We start from the raw sequence: 18,137 nt of genomic DNA on the forward strand, positions 1-18,137 counted from the left end.
CGTTTTCTATCTTAGGAATTCTATATCTATTTTCGTTATCTAAAATTCGATTTCATATCCTACTAAAGCACCAATTATATCCATTTTTTTCATGGTAAAATGATCTATAAAGTCTCTATTTTTACCGATATTAGTAGAAAAAACACGGAAAAGAGGACCTAGCTAATGACCACCATTGGAATTGATTTGGGCACGACGAACAGTCTGGTTGCCTACTGGACTGAGAATGGACCCGTGCTCATTCCAAACGCGCTCGGAGAAACACTGACTCCTTCTGTGGTCAGCGTCGATGAGAATGGCGAAATCTTGATTGGCAAAATCGCCAGAGAGCGCCTCTTGACTCACCCAGATCGGACAGCTTCTACCTTCAAACGGTTTATGGGGACAGAAAAAAGGTACCAACTAGGAAGATATTCCTTTTCTGCCGAAGACCTTTCCTCCTTTGTGATTAAATCTTTGAAGGCAGATGCAGAGGCTCATTTAGGGCACCCCGTTTACGAAGCGGTTATTAGTGTGCCTGCCTATTTCAACGACACACAACGCAAAGCGACCAAGCGAGCAGCAGAGCTTGCTGGACTAAAAGTGGAGCGTTTAATCAGCGAACCGACAGCCGCCGCGATCTCCTATGGGCTCCATCAGGAGGAATCCGAGACACAGTTCCTCGTATTCGACTTAGGAGGCGGTACGTTTGACGTTTCTATTTTGGAAATGTTCGAAGGTGTGATGGAAGTAAAATCAATCGCTGGAGACAACTTTTTGGGCGGCGAAGACTTTACCGATCTGATTGCCTCTTATTTTATAGAAGCCCATCGACTCGATATCAACAGTCTGGACAGCAAAACGCGTTCGTCCATCCACAAACAAGCTGAGTTGTGCAAGCGCTCCTTATTTTCCGACCAAGAAGGGAAAATGAGTGTCAATATCCAGGGAGAACTGGTTGTAACAACTCTCAGCCGGAATCAGCTGGAAGATCTCGCGTTTCCTCTGCTGCAACGACTGCGTCAGCCGATCGAGCGTGCTTTGCGAGACGCATCCATCTCCCCTCAGGAACTAGACGCGATCGTGCTTATTGGCGGGGCAACTCGGATGCCGCTTATTAAATCCATCGTAAGCAAAATATTTGGTCGACTGCCCTATTCCCATATTAATCCCGATGAGGCTGTTGCATTGGGAACAGCGATTCAAGCAGCGCTCAAGGAACGCAACGAAGCGTTAAACGAGCTTGTATTAACAGATGTTTGCCCATACACACTTGGTACGGGAATTGTACAAACCATGGCAAACGGCAAACACGAGGATGGCTACTTCTTTCCGATCATCGAACGCAATACGCCAATCCCGGTCAGCCGGGTAGAACGGCTGTACACCGTTCTCGATTATCAACGCGCTATTCTCGTTGACGTGTATCAAGGCGAAAGCCGACGCGTCGAACATAACCTCAAGCTTGGCGAACTGAATATAAAAGTTCCCCCTGCCAAAAAGGGCGAGGAGTCTATCGATGTTCGTTATACATATGACATCAACGGGATTCTTGAAGTCGAAGTGACTGTCGTATCTACAGGAGTCAAAACCAAGGCCGTCATCGAAAAGAATCCGGGTAGCCTTTCAAAAAAAGAAATTGAGGAGCGTTTTCAAGCTCTTCAAAACATTAAGATCCACCCCAGAGAACGAACCGAAAATCGATTGCTTCTGGCAAAAGGCGAGCGTATGTATGAGGAAGCGTTGGGCGAAAACCGTATGATCATTGCGAATTACTTACGCCGCTTCGAAAGTGTGCTGTCCACCCAAAATGAAAGAGACATCGCCAAAGCAGCAGAAGAATTGAAGCAGCAGCTGGAAATGTTTGAAGGGTGGATTGAGTATTAATGGGGATTTGGGAGATTCTCGGGATTGAACCAACGGACAATCCTGCCCAGATAAAAAAGGCTTATGCCAAAAAGTTGAAGGTGCACAATCCTGAAGTTGATCCTGAAGGCTTTCAGCAATTGCGAGAGGCGTATGACCTCGCCCTGAAGTACACGCGCAATCCCACCCAGAATCGTCTAATCGAAGAAACGCCTATGCTGGAAAGAAGACAGCCTAACTACGATCCACCGCAGCGGCTCACACAGGAAATCTCCATTCCCCAGCGGTACGATTTTACGGAGAGCTACGATCATTCCGAACGCTCCATGAACCCCGATGATATGGTGGAGCGTTTTTTTCGCCGTGCACAAGAGTTGTACGATAACTATCACGAACGAATCCAGCTTGAAAACTGGCGTGCGTTGCTGAATGACGAGGCCATGTGGAATGTCGGCTGCCATCAACTCATCGATTCGCGATTTCTTCACTTTTTAGAAGAGCACTATCACTTGCCTCATGAGGTGTGGAAGCTGCTCGATTCCCATTTTCAGTGGCGGGAGAAATCAGAAAAGCTCGCAGGCCAGCTCTCTGGACGTTTTGTCGCTTACCTGAACGGTCAGCTCAATCAGACCATGACACTACGCTACCACTCTTTTGGGAACCGCGAGGACTTGGATATTGAAGCGTTTCTAGAATGGCGCAGCGATGCGTTATTTGCCCTCATGGAAAATGATTGGGAAACGGCTCAGAAGTCTTTGGCAAAAGCCCATGCACTGTACGCTCTTGACCCCGATTTGATCCGTTTACAGGGCGAATATTTTTTGCGAACCGAAAATAAGATTCGGGCCTTTCATACCTTTGATCAATTGATACGTCTTGATCCAGATAACATCGATGCGTATTTGTATCGTGCCCGACTTTTCCTCGAAAAGGGAGATGCCGTCGAAGCGATCAAAGATTGCCAACAAATCCTCACTCGCATGCCAGAGCTGTGGGACGCTCGCAGCTTGCTAGGGAAAGGCTATCTTCAGCTGGGCGAATGGGAGAAGGCTCAAGAGGTTTTTCAGGAGATGCTTTCGCATAATCCCTCCGATATCGAAGCGAAGATATGCCTGACGCAAATACAGTCTCCGTTTGACAGGATGACTGAACCAGCTGCGAACAAGCAAGCCAAGGCCGCTAGGAGAAAAACCCTGCAAGCCCTCGGACTCCCTGGCAGGCTAGCAAGGTTCCGGCAATTTTTTGCTATCTACACGAGACGTAACCTTTGGACGATTATTTTTCTCCTTCTGCTCCATTACGCTATGTTTGCTGTCGTATCCATGAAGCTGGAGATGACTTCGGAGCAGATGCTTGACTCCTTGGTTAATAAATTCTGGCCTGTCCAAATAAAGACAATGGACGAGTTGAAACAAACTCCACTTGGCTACCAGGTGGAATTTACATTGACCAAAGCTTCTTATACCAATATTCTCCGCGTCTATGACACAGAGAAGCATCCCGAGCCAAAAGCCGAGTTCATTCCTGCCGCCAAAGCCGAAGAACGTGATCTGTTAAACTCTAACACCGGCTATGTAAATGTGGGTTATCTGGATCAACAAGCGATCATTGTCATTACAGATTACGACCATGCCAAAGAAATTCATGACAAGCAATCCATTACGATGCGAGGAACACTCAAGGCAATGCCGGATGGCGAGATGTTGCCTGTCATTGTGAAAGCTTTGGAAAAACGCAAGCATCCCTACCAGACGCTTCTCGTGACCGATACGTATATCAATGCCAAGCCTGACTTGGAGGAAAAAGGATGGGCGGGATCATGGCTTTTGGGCATTCTCGCGATAATTTCCATGTTGTATTACATCCGCATCATTCGTGAGATTTCCAAAACTCGCAAAGCATTGACATTCCACTAAAGGAGGCAGAGAGAACTTCCATGACAAAAGAAGCAGAAAACGAAAAAGAGATCGACCCACGGTTAAGCCGCTACTTGCATGCTCTCTCCTCTGTTTGTCTAAATCAGAAGCGGCTCGCGTATTATTTGGCCATCCACGAATACAACCGCCTGCGCGATACGTTTTTGCGGCTTCGTATTGATAACAGATGGGATACGGGAGATGCCACTAAAACGCAAGAGCGCTTGGCTTGGTTTCTGGAGCATGGGCGAAGAGCTGAATTTGATCAGCATCGCCACGTATTATCTGCACTCGACGCTGCCAATCGTTCCAACTACATTGCGTCCTTAAAAAAAGGCGATATGGAGTCAGCCCGGCAGTTGATCGTGTACTCGTACATGAACAGACTCCCACAAGCCGGCATTGCCGCCTTTGATTACGCCTGGTATCTCATTATTTGCAAAGCAGGCGCCCAGCAGTCCTATCTTCCCAAGGCAGATGCCATAGAAAGCATGCTGGACGTAGCCAAGCGAATCCAACTCGCCTACTCGAGCTGGGAAGAGTATTTATTTGCCTATGCGTGTGGCAATCTTTACGACGAAGCAGGTGCGTCCAAAAATACGAGTAAAGCAACCGAAGCTCATATTTTGAAGCTCCTGACGGGTACGTACAGTCCGATCCGTGAATTTGATTGGAAGTTTGATCTCACTCCTTACGTGCCCTCACCCCAAGTAGAAAGCGTGCCTTCTTTTAACAGCTAAGCTTACGAAAAAACGTTTCCCTCGGACTTTTCGCTTTATCCAACGGGAAACGTTTTTTATTCTAGTAGCAAGCCTCGATAGAGATCTCTTACGCCTTTTCCGATAGGTCCTTCACCATGTGACTCAATTTATGCCCGCTTACGATTACTGTCCCATCCTCACGATAGCCGAGCGATTCATACAGCTTACGCGCACGCGGTTTTTCCTCGTCAACGAGCAAAGCGATTCGGTCATGCCCGCGCTGAATCGCTTCTTTTTCAAAAGCATCCAGCAGAAGTGATCCGATCCCCTTCCCTCTGCATGAGGAATCAACCGCGACAGAATCCAAATAAAATTCGTCATCCTTTGCTTCTTTTACAAGCGTAATCGTCTCACCAGTCAAACGTTGGACATGCTCAACGAAGGGGCGATCAAGCACCTCTGTTTGGCTCCCATGATAAAAGAGTGCCAATCCTACCGGTACATCTCCATCCATGGCAATCACCGCGTTTTCGTAGCTGAGTCGGTTGTTTTCCTTCGTAAAAAACTCCTCCATCATACGAATCGCATCCGCTGCCTCCGTTGCACCTGTCAACGTATGCGCGATATCTCCAATGGCATCATAAATTAATGGGGCAGCAAAAGCTGCGTCTGTGGGTTCCGCTTTGCGTATCATGTGTTTCCTCCTTGCGTTTCGAGCATTCGCACGACACGTTTCGTTTCTTTTCGTTTCTTTGTCTACCATGCACACTTTCATTGTGTCACAATCTGGCAAGCTGATCGAGCTTTCCCAACAATCGTTCACAGATCAGCAACAATGGAACCGCTCTCATTTTCTAAGAGCGGTTCCATCTTTTTCGCATCGACTTTCTTTAGCCTATCATTTTTTCAATCGTCAGCTTGCGATCATGCCGCAAATCGAGAAATTCACCCATTCTTCTTACCAACGGACGCATCGGTTCATCTTGATGAATAAGAATTACTTCTACTTCTTCCCCGCTACTCAATTTCGCCTTCGCGCCTACGTACAGCAAGGCAATGTAGCGGACAAACTGCGCAACGATCTCCACGTTCAACGTGCCGCTACATGCTTCCTTCCAGAGGAGTTGTGCCGCCTCAAATGGGGACGACCTCCCTTTGTACACACGATCAGAACAGATCGCATCAAACATGTCGGCCACGGCGAGCACCTGACATTCGATTGGAATGCTATCGCCTTTTCTTTGCTCCGGATAGCCAGACCCGTCGAGTCGCTCGTGATGCAGCAAGGCACACAATGCCAAAAGCTCAGACCCACCCTTCATCTCACGGATTATCTCATAGCCGAAGACGGTATGCTTCTTCATAATCGCAAATTCCTCTTCAGTTAGCTTGCCTGGCTTCAGCAATATTTCCTTCGGTACCCTCATTTTTCCAATGTCATGCAAAAATCCGGCTGTTCCCATGAATGCTACTCGCTCTTCATCCCATTTCATCAAGCGAGCAATGAGCGAACAGAGAATGCCTACATTTAATGAATGGCGGTATGTATAGCTGTCTGCGCCTTCCAGTACGTACAAGTTCCGGAACAGCCCCAAATGCTTCCTCGATTTTTCTGCTACATCAAAAAAGATGTTGGAGAAATGATCAAGACTTGGTGCCCCGCCAACTGTCAGTTCATCGAAGAGTATTCTCGTTTTGTCGAGGGCTTGTACATAAGCTGCAACGGTCTCAGAATCTGCCTCTAGTTGGAATAGTTGAGAAGTAACTTCCTCACCGGTTCCCTCTGTAAGACTCTGTATGATATCAACCTCACGGACTCGTTGCTTTTGCAATAGGATCACATGGGCAGGCGTGATCGTCGTGTTTTGTCCCAGCAGCAATATTCCTTGTTCCGTGTACACATCAGCCGCTAATACTTGCCCAATCAGTGAGAGATCAACAGTTGCTAAAGGCATACAATCAACCTTTCCAGTCTCCGTCTTTTTACTCAAATTATAGAAAGGAAGCGGTTGAGTTACAATCCCTTTTTCGACAATTCATAACTTTGCTGGAGCCCGGGACGTTTCATTATTCGCATACATAAGATATCAAGCAAATGTCAGTGGTTTGATCAAGGAGGGACGAACGTCTCATGACGACGCTGTACATCACACCAAAAGCGTGGAAACAGATTGAGCAGGCCGTACGAAAAAAACCCTCGCTGGAAACAGGAGGGATCATGATGGGATACCCACTTGGTGAGGATAGATGGGTCGTAACGTATGCAAGTGAACCTGGCCCAAATGCAATTCACCAGCCACATTCTATATTTTTCGATGACATGCATCTCAAAAAGCTTGTCCGCAAATTAAGCAGGCATCGACAATGGAAATATATCGGTGATTGGCATAGCCATACGGTAAAACGCCTATCTCCCAGCAAAGGTGATAAGAGAACCATTTGGGCAAAAGCGTCGCAGTCCATGTACATGTCCTCTTCTCCCCTCATGCTGATCGTCGGACTGGGTAAAAACAATCAAATTAACGCAAGAGGCTTCATCCTCGGAAATACTCTTCGCGAGGTTGGGAAGATTGAGCTGTATGATCGGCAAGCTCAGCAACAGCTCGGTGAAAAAGCTCCATAGCCTGATTTTTTCCCCAGCTCGGCTGATTTTCTGCCACGACACAAATGGCGTACCGTGGCTCTTCTAACGGAGCGTACCCGAGAAACCACAGATGGTTGTTTCCATTCACATCCCCGATTTGTGCAGTCCCGCTTTTGCCTGCCACCTGCCAAGCGGAATTCATGAGCATCTGTCCTGTTCCCTCTGTGACGACTTTGCGCATCATTTTTCGCAATTTGTTGGCTGTGACGTAGTCAATTCCGTCCAAAGAGAGCTCCTGCTCGGGGAATGTATGGAACGATTGACCATTTCGGTATGCGATCTCTTTTACCAGCCGTACTTGAGAGCTTTGACCGCCACGCAAAATCGTTACCATCATATTTGCTGCTTGCAAGGGGGTAATGCGTACATCCCGCTGACCGATGGCGCTTTGAATCAGGACGCCTTCATCGTCGCGGGATATACCCTCTGCAAAGACTCTACCCGGCTCTTCGCCATCCAGCTGCTTGAAGTTTTTGATTTTATACAGATGAGGGGTGACATGCCCCACTTGAGTGGTCAAGCCCAGCTTTTTTGCATATTCCTCCAGCTTGGCTCCACCCACCATCTTGGCGATATGGGCAATCGCAATGTTGCAGGATTGGGCATACGCTTCCTCCAATGTCACACTGCCGTGACCTTCTTTTTTCCAGCAGGAGAATTGGTACTTCCCGTACTCCCCTGTACATGTGAAACGGTCAATGGGAGAAACGATTCCTTCCGCCAAGGCGGCTGCTGCTACGACGGTTTTATAGACAGAACCAGGCGGGAGTTGTTTGAATGCGCGATTCTTCCAGTCGCTCGTGTTTCCTGTAACATTCGTTTGATCATAGGTAGGGCGGCTCACAGCTGCAAGAACGTCGGCTGTTTGTACGTCTAAAACGACGATACTGCCCTCTTTGAGACCTACTTGGTCTGCTGCTGCCTCCATGCTTCTCTGGATTCCTGCATCCAAGGTGGTTGTTAATGACAACGGATAGTATTGATTCGACTGCTTCGTATAGCGAATATCCAGCCCTCGGAGCGGTTGCCCGTGCCCATCTACATAATAAGATAAGACAGACGGCTCTACCCCCTGTAAAAACCGGTCAAAGCTTCGCTCCAGACCAGATGCCCCCAGTGTGCTCTCGGCATTCATTTTGCCGCTTGTCCATTCATCTGGATACAGCTTCTGCACCATGTCGGGATTTTTATGGATAAAACCAATCAAATGCTTGGCTACTTCATCAGCGCGGTATCGCTCTGTCACCGCCAATGCCACAACTCCTGGGATGGCAAGGGCATTGATTTCCTCGGCCTGCCGCTCGGTGAGCATCACCAGCTTTCCGGACTCCTCTCGCATGAGCAGTGGTACTTTTGCCTTTTCCATGGTCTCCGACAACCGTTCCTTGGATTCTCCAGTTATTTGAGCCAACCGCTGCAAGCCATCTGTTCCTTGCAGGCTCCCACGCGCCAACGGGAACAAGATCAAGGCGAGATGCTCTTCTCCGGTAAAGGCGTACCCATTCCGATCCACGATATCGCCACGTCCGCTATGCAGTACGATGCTTTGCTGTCTTTGCTTTACTGCTGCCTTTACCAAGTCAACGCCATGCCGAGAAAACCGATGGGGCGATCCGAGTTGAATCCACCACAAGCGCACGACCAAACCGAGCCATAACAACGACATAGACAGCAATACAAGAAAATGACGTCTTTTAATTCGTCGATCTAGCTGCATCGAATTCCCTCCCTGGCTTTTTTCACCAGTATTGCCGGAATGCACGCGACAGAAACAACGAACAAAGAAAAAAGCACACCGTACGTCACGGGTGCGCTTTTAAGTGTTTAGGATTGATTGGTGAATTGTTGCTTCTCCAATAAAATATTGCTGATCTTCGTGGACAACAGATCCAACGCTACTCGGTTGTAGCCGCCCTCTGGAATGATGACGTCTGCGTATCGCTTGGTCGGCTCAATAAACTGCAAATGCATCGGTCGAACGACGTTTAGGTACTGTGTCACGACAGAATCGAGAGAACGACCGCGCTCTTCGATGTCACGTACAATTCGGCGTGCAATTCGCACATCCGCATCGGTATCGACGAATACCTTGATATCCATCAAATCACGAATCCGCTCATCCTCCAGAATCAGCATTCCTTCCAGAATGATGACATCCTTCGGATCGACTTGGATTTGCTCCGGCTTGCGGTTATGCACCTTGAAGTCGTAGATCGGTTTTTGGATCGCTTTTCCTTGCATCAGCTCCTGCAAATGCGCAAGCAACAAATCGTTGTCAAAAGCGAAGGGATGGTCGTAGTTAGTCAACGCCCGCTCTTCTGGGCTTAAATGGCTTTGATCCTTGTAGTAGGAATCCTGCTCAATCATCGTTACACTATCATTTTGGAACTGGCGGTACAGCTCCTTTGCTACAGTCGTTTTTCCAGAACCACTGCCTCCCGCTACCCCAATCAATACGGGGTTACCCATGCTTCATGTCCCCTTCCTCATGATGCTTTACACATATACGACCCTATGTTTTTACTTCTTTTTCATACTGATGGCCAACCCGTCTCCGACTGGAATAAATGTCGTTTCTAAATCAGGACGCTCCATCAGATGCGAATTATAAGAAAGCAGCTTGTCCACCATCGGACGCTGGCGCTTGCCCGCTTCTTCAGGGGTCGCCACCAGTCCTCGGAACAGGACATTGTCGCTGATTACCAAACCGCCTTCACGAAGAAGCGGTAGATATAAATCGAGGAATACTCGATACTGCCCTTTGGCCGCATCGATAAACAAGCAGTCAAATTGATACGACTCCGGCAGCCCTAAAGTGGCATCACGTGAGAGTATTTCCACACGATCTGCACAGCCTGCTTCTTTTATATTTTCCCGTGCTCTCACCAATCGATCTTCATCTATGTCCATCGTGACAATTCGCGCTTCCGGTGCAGCTTCTGCAAGCCAAATGGTAGAATAGCCAATTGCCGTACCCACTTCAAGAATCGCTTTGGGACGATGCAGCAATAACAACATCCGCATGACTTGAGCGGAAGGGAGCTGCACAATCGGAATGTTTTCCTCTGCCGCCTCCTGCTCCAGTCGTTTGAGCAGCGGGGAACGCTCGGGAACCAGGCTTGACACGTAGTCGTCAATTGCCGGATTGGTAATCATGATTTCACTCCTCTTTCGTTACAACCGAATTATTATAGCACAACTTAGGAAAACTTGGCTACGTCAAGCACTGTTGACCGCATACAAAAAAAAAGAGGAAACCTGGTTAGTTTCCCCTGCTTTTCTTATCATTTGCTTCATGCTCTTGCAGTGTTTTGGAAAAGTAATGCTCGGACGTTCCGTCTTTTTTCGTCACGTAGAAAAAGTAATCGTGTTTGGTCGGATTGACGACTGCTTCAAGCGAAGCTCTGCCAGGGTTGGCAATCGGCCCAGGTGGCAATCCAGGATTTGTGTACGTGTTGTACGGGCTTTTTACTTTTAAATCCTCAAAGGTCAGACGATCCCGTTGTTTGCCAAGAATAAACTGGACGGTAGCATCAGCCTGCAACGGCCACTTGTCGCGAATCCGATTGTAGTACACGCCTGCAACAAGCGGACGCTCCTTGTCTACTGTTACTTCACGCTCAACAATTGATGCAAGATTAACTGCTTCATCCATTGTTAAATCGCGCTGCTTCAACTGCTCTGTCCACTCTGGCTTCCATTCCTTTTGGAATTGAGCCAGCATACGCGAGACGACATCATGTGCCGTAGCGTCTTTGTCCACCTCATACGTTTCGGGGAACAGATACCCTTCCAGACGGTGTTTTCGGTCTGCTTGCTTCGGTATGGCTGCGACAAAAGGATAGTCGGGGAATGCACCTTCATTTACTTCTTTTAAGAATGCTGCCTTCTCTACAATGCCTTCTTTATCGAGATGATCGGCAATTTGTTCGACATTCCAGCCTTCTGGGATCGTAAATCGGTTCGCATTGATCACCGTATTACCTTCCACCATGGCGGTCAGTATCTCGTCGATGGCTTGGCCAGTCGTAAATTGGTATTCTCCCGCCTTAAGTTCAGGCGCCATCCCTTTATACTTCACGTAGTAATTAAATACATCGGCATTTCGGATCAGACCTTGTTCTTCTAGTAGTCTACCGATCTTTTGTACGGATGAACCGGACGGAATCGCCACGTTCTTCACCGTCTGTTCACCAGCAACGGGCTGTAATTGCTGGTACACGTACCACGCTGCTCCTCCCGCCGCCAAAATGATCAACAACAAAAAGGCAACCAGCCACATTACAATTCGTCCGCCGCGTCTGCGTCGATGCTTCTCTGGGCGTCCGGGGTTAAAATCAGGCTTCGCTGACATTGGTTTCAAGCTAGAAATCCTCCCTTTAGGGTCTCTTTATCTCCATCCCATCCATTATACAAGAGGCTTATCCAACTGTCACTTCATGGGTGATTTTGGCGAAAAAGGACATAAAAAAAGAGCCCGCCAGTTGCGGACTCTCTTTCCACGAGTCTATTAAATGCCGTCTTTCTCCAAATCAGCGATCAATGTTTCGAAGGTAGCTTCTACTTGCTCCCACTCTTCATCATCCTCGATTGGCTGGAGCATGTCTGTACCGTCATAACGCAGGAAGTGAACCTCGTACTCTTCTTCCTCTTCCTGATCTACTGGTACGAGCACCAAATAGCTGCGGTCTTCAATGTCAAAAATGTACATGATACGAAAATCTCGCGGTTCCTCGGTACCTTCTTCCGTCAGCGCGATCACATCGCCCACTTCGAACTCTTCCATCATCTCTTCACTCATTGTGGTCACCTCGATTTCGCGTCCAGATATCCTTGGAGGATTAAAGTGGCCGCCATTTTATCTATCACTGTCTTTCGCTTTTGACGGCTGACATCAGCAGAGATCAGCATACGCTCTGCCGCCATCGTCGTCAAGCGTTCGTCCCACATGTGGACAGGAAGAGACATGCGTTCCTCCAGAAGCTTGCCAAATGCTTGACACATTTCAGCACGCGGGCCTATGGTTCCGTTCATGTTTTTGGGCAAACCAACGACGAAAGCCCCAATTTGATACTGCGAAACTAATTCGCTCAGGCGGGCAAGATCCTTTTCCTTGGATTGTCGCTTGATGGTCTCTACTCCTTGCGCAGTCCAACCCAACTCATCGCTGACAGCCACTCCAATCGTCTTGTCGCCTACATCCAACCCCATCAATCGTGTCATCGTTAAGGTCTACTTGCGCTCTGACAAGTAAACGGTCACCAACTCTTCTATGATTTTGTCCCGTTCCAATTTGCCAATCAGGCTCCGCGCGTTGTTGTGGCGTGGGATAAACGCCGGGTCGCCAGAAAGCAAGTAACCGACGATCTGGGTGATCGGGTTGTATCCTTTTTCCTGCAGGGCTTTGTACACCTCTGTCAATGTTTCTTGGACATCCGCCGCATTCGCTTCCTTGGGCACCGTGAATTTCATGGTATTATCCAACGAACTCACAATCAACACCTCGATTTCCTTTGAGACTCTTTTGGGTACATACTCTTCTTTGTATTCGACTCGGATTTAGTTTACTCCTGTCGATTATACAAATTTCTCTTGCAATCGCACTATTTCGCTACTGCTTGACTCTTCACGAAGTCAACCACCGCATCCAGTGCTTCTTGCAGCTTGGATGGGTCCTTACCACCGGCTTGTGCCATATCAGGACGTCCACCGCCGCCGCCGCCGCAACGAGTTGCGACTTCCTTGATGATCTTGCCAGCGTGAATGCCTTGATCCATGAGATCTTTGGTTACACCCGCAACGAGGTTCACCTTGTCGCCATCGACCGCACCCAAGACAATCACAGCGGAGCCCAGCTTGTTTTTCAGCTCATCCACCATGCCGCGCAGGTTGTCCATATCGACAGCGGAAACACGTGCAGCGAGTACATTCATACCGTCTACTTGTTGGAGTTTATCCGTCAAAGACGCTGCCTCGATGTTCCCCAGTTTTGCACGCAAGGACTCGTTTTCGCGCTGTACTTCTTTCAATTGTTGTTGCAGACCTTCTACACGTGCAGGTGCTTCTGCCAGCACCGGTGCTTTGAGTGCTTGCCCCACTTCTTTGAGCGTAGTGAACTGCTGGTTCAAGAACTGATATGCGCCGCGTCCTGTTACTGCTTCGATCCTGCGCGTACCTGCACCGATACCGCTCTCGCTAACCAGCTTGAACAGACCGATTTCCGCGGTATTGTTCACATGGCATCCACCGCACAGCTCCAGGCTGTATTCGCCCACTTTTACAACGCGTACAACGTCGCCGTATTTTTCACCGAACAACGCCATCGCACCCATCGCTTTTGCCTCAGCCAATGGTTTGTTGGAGATCTCGACACTCAGGTTTGCCCACACTTTTTCATTCACGATCGCTTCGATACGCTCCAGCTCTTCTGGAGTAATGGAGCTAATGTGAGTGAAGTCAAAACGGAGACGCTCTGGTGCTACCAAGGAACCTGCCTGATTGACATGCGTTCCAAGGACATCCTTGAGTGCTTGATGCAGCAAGTGAGTCGCTGTATGGTTTTGTGTGATAGCCAGACGTGCTTCACGGTTCACTTCCGCGCGAATCTCATCGCCTTTGCGCAGGGTACCTGCTTCGACGATGACGGAATGTACATTTTGACCCATTGGTCCTTTTTGTACATCTGTCACTCGTGCTTTCACGATATCAGAAATCAGGAAACCTTCGTCATTGATCTGACCGCCGCTTTCTGCATAGAAAGGCGTTTGGCTCAGAACGACTTGTACAGTTTGACCTTCTTCTGCTTCTTCTACCAGCTGGCTGTCCAAAATAATCGCTTCAACCTTACCTGTTGCTACCAATTCAGTATAACCAACAAATTGGCTCGTAACCGTCAAATCAGACAATGGACCACCTTGGATTTGCATGCTGTCAACATCTTGACGTGCTGCACGTGCACGCTCACGCTGTTCCTCCATCGCTTGATCAAAGCCATCGCGATCGACAGTCAGCCCTTGCTCGTCTGCGAAGTCTTCTGTCAAGTCAACAGGGAATCCATACGTATCGTACATTTTGAACACGTCTTGACCAGACAGTTGTGTCTTTCCGCTTTCTTTTGCTGCTTTTACCATGTCAGACAGGATCGCCAGACCATCATTCAGTGTCTCGTGGAAACGCTCTTCCTCGGCACGAATGACTTTTTCGATAAACGCACGCTTTTGGACAACCTCTGGGTAGAATTCGCCCATCATCGTGCCGACTGTCTCAGTCAAGCTGTACAGGAATGGCTTCTCTACGCCCAGCTTTTTCCCCATACGTACGGCACGGCGAAGCAGACGGCGAATGACATAGCCACGTCCTTCATTGGATGGCAGCGCACCGTCACCAATCGCAAACACAACCGTACGTGCATGGTCAGCGATTACCTTCAGAGCTACATCCATCTCAGGGCTTGTTTTATACTTCACACCGGAGATTTCCGTGGTCTTTTCGATCAGCGGGAACAGCAGGTCTGTCTCAAAGTTGTTGTCTACGCCTTGGATGACAGACGCCATGCGCTCAAGACCCATCCCCGTATCAATGTTCTTCTTAGGCAGCGGCGTGTAGGTACCGTCTGGATTGTGGTTGAACTGAGAGAATACCAGGTTCCATACTTCCAGGTAACGCTCGTTCTCCCCACCTGGGTACAATTCTGGGTCGTTCGGGTCGTTTCCGAATGCTTCTCCACGGTCATAGAAAATCTCCGTGTTTGGTCCACTCGGGCCTTCTCCGATATCCCAGAAGTTGCCCTCCAGTCGGATGATTCGCTCTTCTGGAACACCGATTTTCTTGCTCCACAGCTCAAATGCTTCTTCGTCCTCTGGGTGAATGGTAACGGAGAGCAACTCTGGATCAAAGCCGATCCATTTTGGGCTCGTCAAAAACTCCCATGCCCATTCAATCGCTTCTTCCTTGAAGTACTCACCAATAGAGAAGTTACCCAGCATTTCAAAAAAAGTATGGTGGCGAGCAGTACGTCCCACATTTTCAATATCGTTGGTACGAATAGACTTTTGCGAGTTCGTAATACGCGGGTTGTCCGGGATGATGCGGCCGTCAAAGTATTTCTTGAGAGTCGCCACACCGCTATTGATCCACAGAAGGGAAGGATCGTCGATTGGAACCAATGGAGCGCTAGGCTCAATGCGATGTCCTTTTTCTACAAAAAAGTCGAGGAACATCTGGCGGATTTGATTGCCTGTCAGTTTCTTCATCTACATTCTCCTCATCTAAAAATAAAAAAAGCCCCCATCCCCTCAGGGACGAGAACTGATTTCTCGCGGTACCACCCTGCTTACAGGCTCGCTACACGTTTCTGAGTCAAGGCCTGTCGCTTAAGTGGCGTCTAACGGTGCCAAGCCGCCGGGTTTTGCCCGGTCTTAGGAGTAGCCTTCTGCTGCTCTTCTTTTGGTCGCCCTCTCAACCATGGAGCGCCCTCTCTGTAAAAGGTCTGCAACATACTCGTTCCCTCATTGATTTCACATAAATCACTTTGTCCATATTATAAATATTTTACCTGATCACTGTCAACTTTCATGCATCATGACAGCAATTCGGCTGATGACCACTTTGCAAACGACAAGAATTGGGACCGCAACGATAAGCCCGACGATCCCTCCTACAGTCTCCCCCACCAGCAGTGCCAATATAATGAGAAGCGGGTGCAAATGCAAAGAACGTCCAACGATGTTGGGAGACAAAATGTTCCCTTCGACGATTTGAATGATGAGATTGACAACGACAACGAGTAACAGTGTCTTGGTGGAAATCGTAATCGCGATCACAACTGCCGGTGCCGCCCCAATCAATGGTCCGATGTACGGAATGATGTTCGTGAGACATACGAATGCTGCCAGCACAAAAGGATACGGCATGCCGATCCACCAGTAGCCCAAGTATGCGAAAACGCCTACTATTAGAGCGACCATCATTTGTCCATGTATGTATTTGCCCAAGGATTCATTTATATCCCGCAGGACAATCAGCACTTGCTTCCGATAAGCCTTCGGAACAATTGACATCCCCGTCTCATGCAGTTGCTTCATATCCTTCAAAAAGTAAAAAGCGATAAACGGCACGATAGCAAAAGCAAACAGCTTTCCCATCGAATGCCGAGCGTTGTCTACTATTTTCGCTACTGAATGAGACATCCCCTCATTTGACTGGATGATCACCCGGTCCACACCCTTCGAGATGCTATCCGGCAAAAAATATTTTCGTGCCTCCCACTCACTCATCCATGTATAGTACCAATCCATCAGGCGGGGAATATCGTCTGACAGCTCCACCAATTGTTTCGTAAAAACAGGGATAGCGTTAATGATCGCAATGGTAATCACCAATACAAATGATCCATATATGAGCAGGACTGCCATCAAGCGCGGAACCCTTCTTTTTTCCAACAATTGCACGACCGGATGGAGCAAGTAAGCAATGACGAGTCCCAATATAATGGGAACGAGCACTTCCTTTATGAGCGAAAAAAACTGTGACAGGACTGGTCGGAGCAGCCAAAGCAGATTGCCGATGACCAAAAGTGTGATGACCCAAACAGCAGCTGCAAATAGACGACTTCGCCGAAGTTCATCCACGTTCCCCAACTCCTCCCTATTTGCCTACATCTTTTTTAGCTTGTCTCATTCACATAAATTTCATGTAACCTATTGACACACAATTTCGTGTTCAGTAGTATGTAATTACAAGAGGATATCTCCAAAGGGGAGTAGCTTTTTCGCAACATAGTCGTCATTACGGGATTTTTCCCCGGCTATGTTGGCAACATTTTCGTAAATGTTGTAAGCAAGACCTTTGCCGACCAGGTAAAAGGTCTATTTTTGGTTTTTAAATGACCTTTTCCTGTACCGGGAAAGGTCGTTTTCTTTTTCGCCCCTTTACACACACTATAGGAGGTATCAAGAAAACGGCCAGCGGATTATTCGCTTCCAAAATGGATTAGGAGGAGGAAGAGAAATGGATTTATTGTTAACACCTGAGTTCTGGACTGCATTACTATCTATCGTTATCATCGACCTAGTGCTGGCCGGGGACAATGCCCTCGTCATCGGGATGGCGGCTCGTAACCTGCCTGCTCATCAGCAAAAGCAAGCGATCATCTGGGGAACGGTTGGCGCAATTATCATTCGTGCATTGGCGACACTTGCTGTCGTTTGGTTGCTGAAAATTCCTGGTCTGCTGCTTGTAGGTGGTTTGATTCTCATTTGGATCGCCCTCAAGTTGCTGATTCAAGATAATGGTCATGAGAATATGAAGGCAAGCGGAACACTTGGAGCAGCGATTTGGACGATTATCGTAGCCGACACAGTAATGGGCTTGGATAACGTTATTGCGGTTGCTGGTGCAGCACATGGTGATTTCCTTCTGGTAGTTATCGGTTTGATCATCAGTGTTCCGATCATGGTATGGGGTAGCACATTGATCTTGAAGCTGATCGAGAAATATCCGATCGTTATTTATATCGGTTCTGCAGTATTGGCGTATACCGCTGCGGGCATGGTAACGAACGAGAAATTCCTCGCACCATTCTTCACTGCTTACCCTTGGGTGAAATGGGTGTTCATCGTAGCTGTTGTGGTTGGTGTCCTGTTGATCGGACGCATGAAAAGCCAACAGCAAAAACGCTTGGCAGAACAATCTTAACGCAAAGCAAGGCTCCGTCGTTTCCGCGACGGAGCTTTTTCATGTAGGTCGAAAAAAAAAGCACCCGAACACAGTGTATGTTCGAGTGTTTACTTACGTTCCAATTCACATGTTGTGTTAACGAGTAACGGCACGCATCAGCTTGCGTCCTGATTTCCACATACGAGTTACATCACGCATGGAGAAGGGCAACTGATTCCAATTCAGTGAAAACCGACTGCGACGTCGCGGAGCCAACCAATAGCCAATGATCGCCACAATTCCGCTTGTGGCCAGAACCCGCAACAGGCTTCGAGTGAACAAGCGTGCCACCTCCATTGGTTTTGCCGCTCAAAT

Annotated in this window: 17 protein-coding genes; 5 read left to right on the forward strand and 12 right to left on the reverse strand. The window is 48.2% G+C overall.

Annotated features, from left to right (window positions below; genetic code table 11):
• The first annotated feature begins 165 nt into the window (after window positions 1-165).
• From C7R91_RS18535 to C7R91_RS18545, 3 genes are read left to right on the forward strand one after another with little or no spacing between them, the layout of a single operon-like run.
• A complete protein-coding gene (locus C7R91_RS18535; protein WP_047072708.1) occupies window positions 166-1,866 on the forward strand; it encodes a molecular chaperone HscC in 1,701 nt (566 codons plus the stop codon).
• Entirely contained in the window at window positions 1,866-3,761 is a 1,896-nt protein-coding gene (locus C7R91_RS18540) for a J domain-containing protein (RefSeq protein ID WP_047072710.1), read from the forward strand. Before C7R91_RS18535 ends, C7R91_RS18540 begins: the two co-directional genes overlap by 1 nt.
• 20 nt (window positions 3,762-3,781) lie before the next feature.
• Window positions 3,782-4,501: a DUF1266 domain-containing protein gene (locus C7R91_RS18545; RefSeq protein ID WP_047072712.1), complete on the forward strand. Its 720-nt coding sequence runs from the start codon at window positions 3,782-3,784 to the stop codon at window positions 4,499-4,501.
• A gap of 88 nt (window positions 4,502-4,589) precedes the next feature.
• Here the strand turns inward: C7R91_RS18545 and C7R91_RS18550 are convergent, their stop codons facing one another.
• Together C7R91_RS18550 and C7R91_RS18555 are read right to left on the reverse strand one after the other, a co-directional pair.
• Window positions 4,590-5,156, reverse strand: a complete 567-nt coding sequence (locus tag C7R91_RS18550; RefSeq protein ID WP_047072713.1) for a GNAT family N-acetyltransferase — start codon at window positions 5,154-5,156, stop codon at window positions 4,590-4,592.
• Window positions 5,157-5,352: 196 nt separating this feature from the next.
• Window positions 5,353-6,417, reverse strand: coding sequence for an HD-GYP domain-containing protein (locus C7R91_RS18555; protein ID WP_047072715.1), 1,065 nt, complete (start codon window positions 6,415-6,417; stop codon window positions 5,353-5,355).
• A gap of 176 nt (window positions 6,418-6,593) precedes the next feature.
• On the opposite strand from C7R91_RS18555, the gene C7R91_RS18560 reads away from it, so the two are divergent.
• Window positions 6,594-7,085: a Mov34/MPN/PAD-1 family protein gene (locus tag C7R91_RS18560; RefSeq protein WP_047072716.1), complete on the forward strand. Its 492-nt coding sequence runs from the start codon at window positions 6,594-6,596 to the stop codon at window positions 7,083-7,085.
• Here C7R91_RS18560 and C7R91_RS18565 read toward each other — a convergent pair.
• From C7R91_RS18565 to C7R91_RS18605, 9 genes are all read right to left on the reverse strand, one after another.
• On the reverse strand, window positions 6,997-8,823 hold the full coding sequence (locus C7R91_RS18565) for a peptidoglycan D,D-transpeptidase FtsI family protein (protein ID WP_047072719.1): 1,827 nt from the start codon (window positions 8,821-8,823) through the stop codon (window positions 6,997-6,999). The two genes, C7R91_RS18560 and C7R91_RS18565, sit on opposite strands and share 89 nt — an antisense overlap.
• 107 nt (window positions 8,824-8,930) lie before the next feature.
• Window positions 8,931-9,575: a uridine kinase gene (udk, locus tag C7R91_RS18570; protein ID WP_047072721.1), complete on the reverse strand. Its 645-nt coding sequence runs from the start codon at window positions 9,573-9,575 to the stop codon at window positions 8,931-8,933.
• Between the two features lie 51 nt (window positions 9,576-9,626).
• Complete coding sequence (locus tag C7R91_RS18575) at window positions 9,627-10,262, reverse strand: O-methyltransferase (RefSeq protein WP_007727930.1); 636 nt, start codon at window positions 10,260-10,262, stop codon at window positions 9,627-9,629.
• Between the two features lie 106 nt (window positions 10,263-10,368).
• Entirely contained in the window at window positions 10,369-11,469 is a 1,101-nt protein-coding gene (mltG, locus tag C7R91_RS18580; protein ID WP_047072724.1) for an endolytic transglycosylase MltG, read from the reverse strand.
• A 147-nt stretch (window positions 11,470-11,616) separates the two neighbouring features.
• Window positions 11,617-11,907 (reverse strand): DUF1292 domain-containing protein, encoded by a 291-nt coding sequence (locus C7R91_RS18585; RefSeq protein WP_005832492.1) that lies wholly within the window; start codon window positions 11,905-11,907, stop codon window positions 11,617-11,619.
• A 5-nt stretch (window positions 11,908-11,912) separates the two neighbouring features.
• On the reverse strand, window positions 11,913-12,329 hold the full coding sequence (ruvX, locus tag C7R91_RS18590; RefSeq protein ID WP_047072727.1) for a Holliday junction resolvase RuvX: 417 nt from the start codon (window positions 12,327-12,329) through the stop codon (window positions 11,913-11,915).
• Between the two features lie 9 nt (window positions 12,330-12,338).
• Window positions 12,339-12,599: an IreB family regulatory phosphoprotein gene (locus C7R91_RS18595; RefSeq protein ID WP_007727936.1), complete on the reverse strand. Its 261-nt coding sequence runs from the start codon at window positions 12,597-12,599 to the stop codon at window positions 12,339-12,341.
• Window positions 12,600-12,709: 110 nt separating this feature from the next.
• Complete coding sequence (gene alaS / locus C7R91_RS18600; protein ID WP_047072728.1) at window positions 12,710-15,358, reverse strand: alanine--tRNA ligase; 2,649 nt, start codon at window positions 15,356-15,358, stop codon at window positions 12,710-12,712.
• A 312-nt stretch (window positions 15,359-15,670) separates the two neighbouring features.
• Entirely contained in the window at window positions 15,671-16,735 is a 1,065-nt protein-coding gene (locus C7R91_RS18605) for an AI-2E family transporter (protein WP_047072731.1), read from the reverse strand.
• Window positions 16,736-17,114: 379 nt separating this feature from the next.
• Between C7R91_RS18605 and C7R91_RS18610 the strand changes: the two genes are divergently transcribed.
• Window positions 17,115-17,801 carry a TerC family protein gene (locus C7R91_RS18610; protein ID WP_047072733.1) on the forward strand — a complete coding sequence of 229 codons (687 nt, stop codon included), beginning with the start codon at window positions 17,115-17,117 and terminating at the stop codon, window positions 17,799-17,801.
• Between the two features lie 117 nt (window positions 17,802-17,918).
• Here the strand turns inward: C7R91_RS18610 and C7R91_RS18615 are convergent, their stop codons facing one another.
• Window positions 17,919-18,113: a hypothetical protein gene (locus C7R91_RS18615; RefSeq protein ID WP_229088206.1), complete on the reverse strand. Its 195-nt coding sequence runs from the start codon at window positions 18,111-18,113 to the stop codon at window positions 17,919-17,921.
• Window positions 18,114-18,137: the final 24 nt, after the last annotated feature.

The sequence above is a fragment of the Brevibacillus formosus genome (assembly GCF_003013405.1).
Lineage (GTDB): Bacteria > Bacillota > Bacilli > Brevibacillales > Brevibacillaceae > Brevibacillus > Brevibacillus formosus.

Bases quoted from the DNA above. Each gene is read 5' to 3' on its own strand.
- C7R91_RS18540 (WP_047072710.1), top strand. From the start codon at position 1,866: ATGGGGATTTGGGAGATTCTCGGGATTGAACCAACGGACAATCCTGCC.
- C7R91_RS18550 (WP_047072713.1), bottom strand. From the start codon at position 5,156: ATGATACGCAAAGCGGAACCCACAGACGCAGCTTTTGCTGCCCCATTA.
- C7R91_RS18585 (WP_005832492.1), bottom strand. From the start codon at position 11,907: ATGAGTGAAGAGATGATGGAAGAGTTCGAAGTGGGCGATGTGATCGCG.
- C7R91_RS18545 (WP_047072712.1), top strand. From the start codon at position 3,782: ATGACAAAAGAAGCAGAAAACGAAAAAGAGATCGACCCACGGTTAAGC.
- alaS (WP_047072728.1), bottom strand. From the start codon at position 15,358: ATGAAGAAACTGACAGGCAATCAAATCCGCCAGATGTTCCTCGACTTT.
- C7R91_RS18575 (WP_007727930.1), bottom strand. From the start codon at position 10,262: ATGATTACCAATCCGGCAATTGACGACTACGTGTCAAGCCTGGTTCCC.
- C7R91_RS18535 (WP_047072708.1), top strand. From the start codon at position 166: ATGACCACCATTGGAATTGATTTGGGCACGACGAACAGTCTGGTTGCC.
- C7R91_RS18555 (WP_047072715.1), bottom strand. From the start codon at position 6,417: ATGCCTTTAGCAACTGTTGATCTCTCACTGATTGGGCAAGTATTAGCG.
- C7R91_RS18560 (WP_047072716.1), top strand. From the start codon at position 6,594: ATGACGACGCTGTACATCACACCAAAAGCGTGGAAACAGATTGAGCAG.
- udk (WP_047072721.1), bottom strand. From the start codon at position 9,575: ATGGGTAACCCCGTATTGATTGGGGTAGCGGGAGGCAGTGGTTCTGGA.
- ruvX (WP_047072727.1), bottom strand. From the start codon at position 12,329: ATGACACGATTGATGGGGTTGGATGTAGGCGACAAGACGATTGGAGTG.
- C7R91_RS18610 (WP_047072733.1), top strand. From the start codon at position 17,115: ATGGATTTATTGTTAACACCTGAGTTCTGGACTGCATTACTATCTATC.
- C7R91_RS18565 (WP_047072719.1), bottom strand. From the start codon at position 8,823: ATGCAGCTAGATCGACGAATTAAAAGACGTCATTTTCTTGTATTGCTG.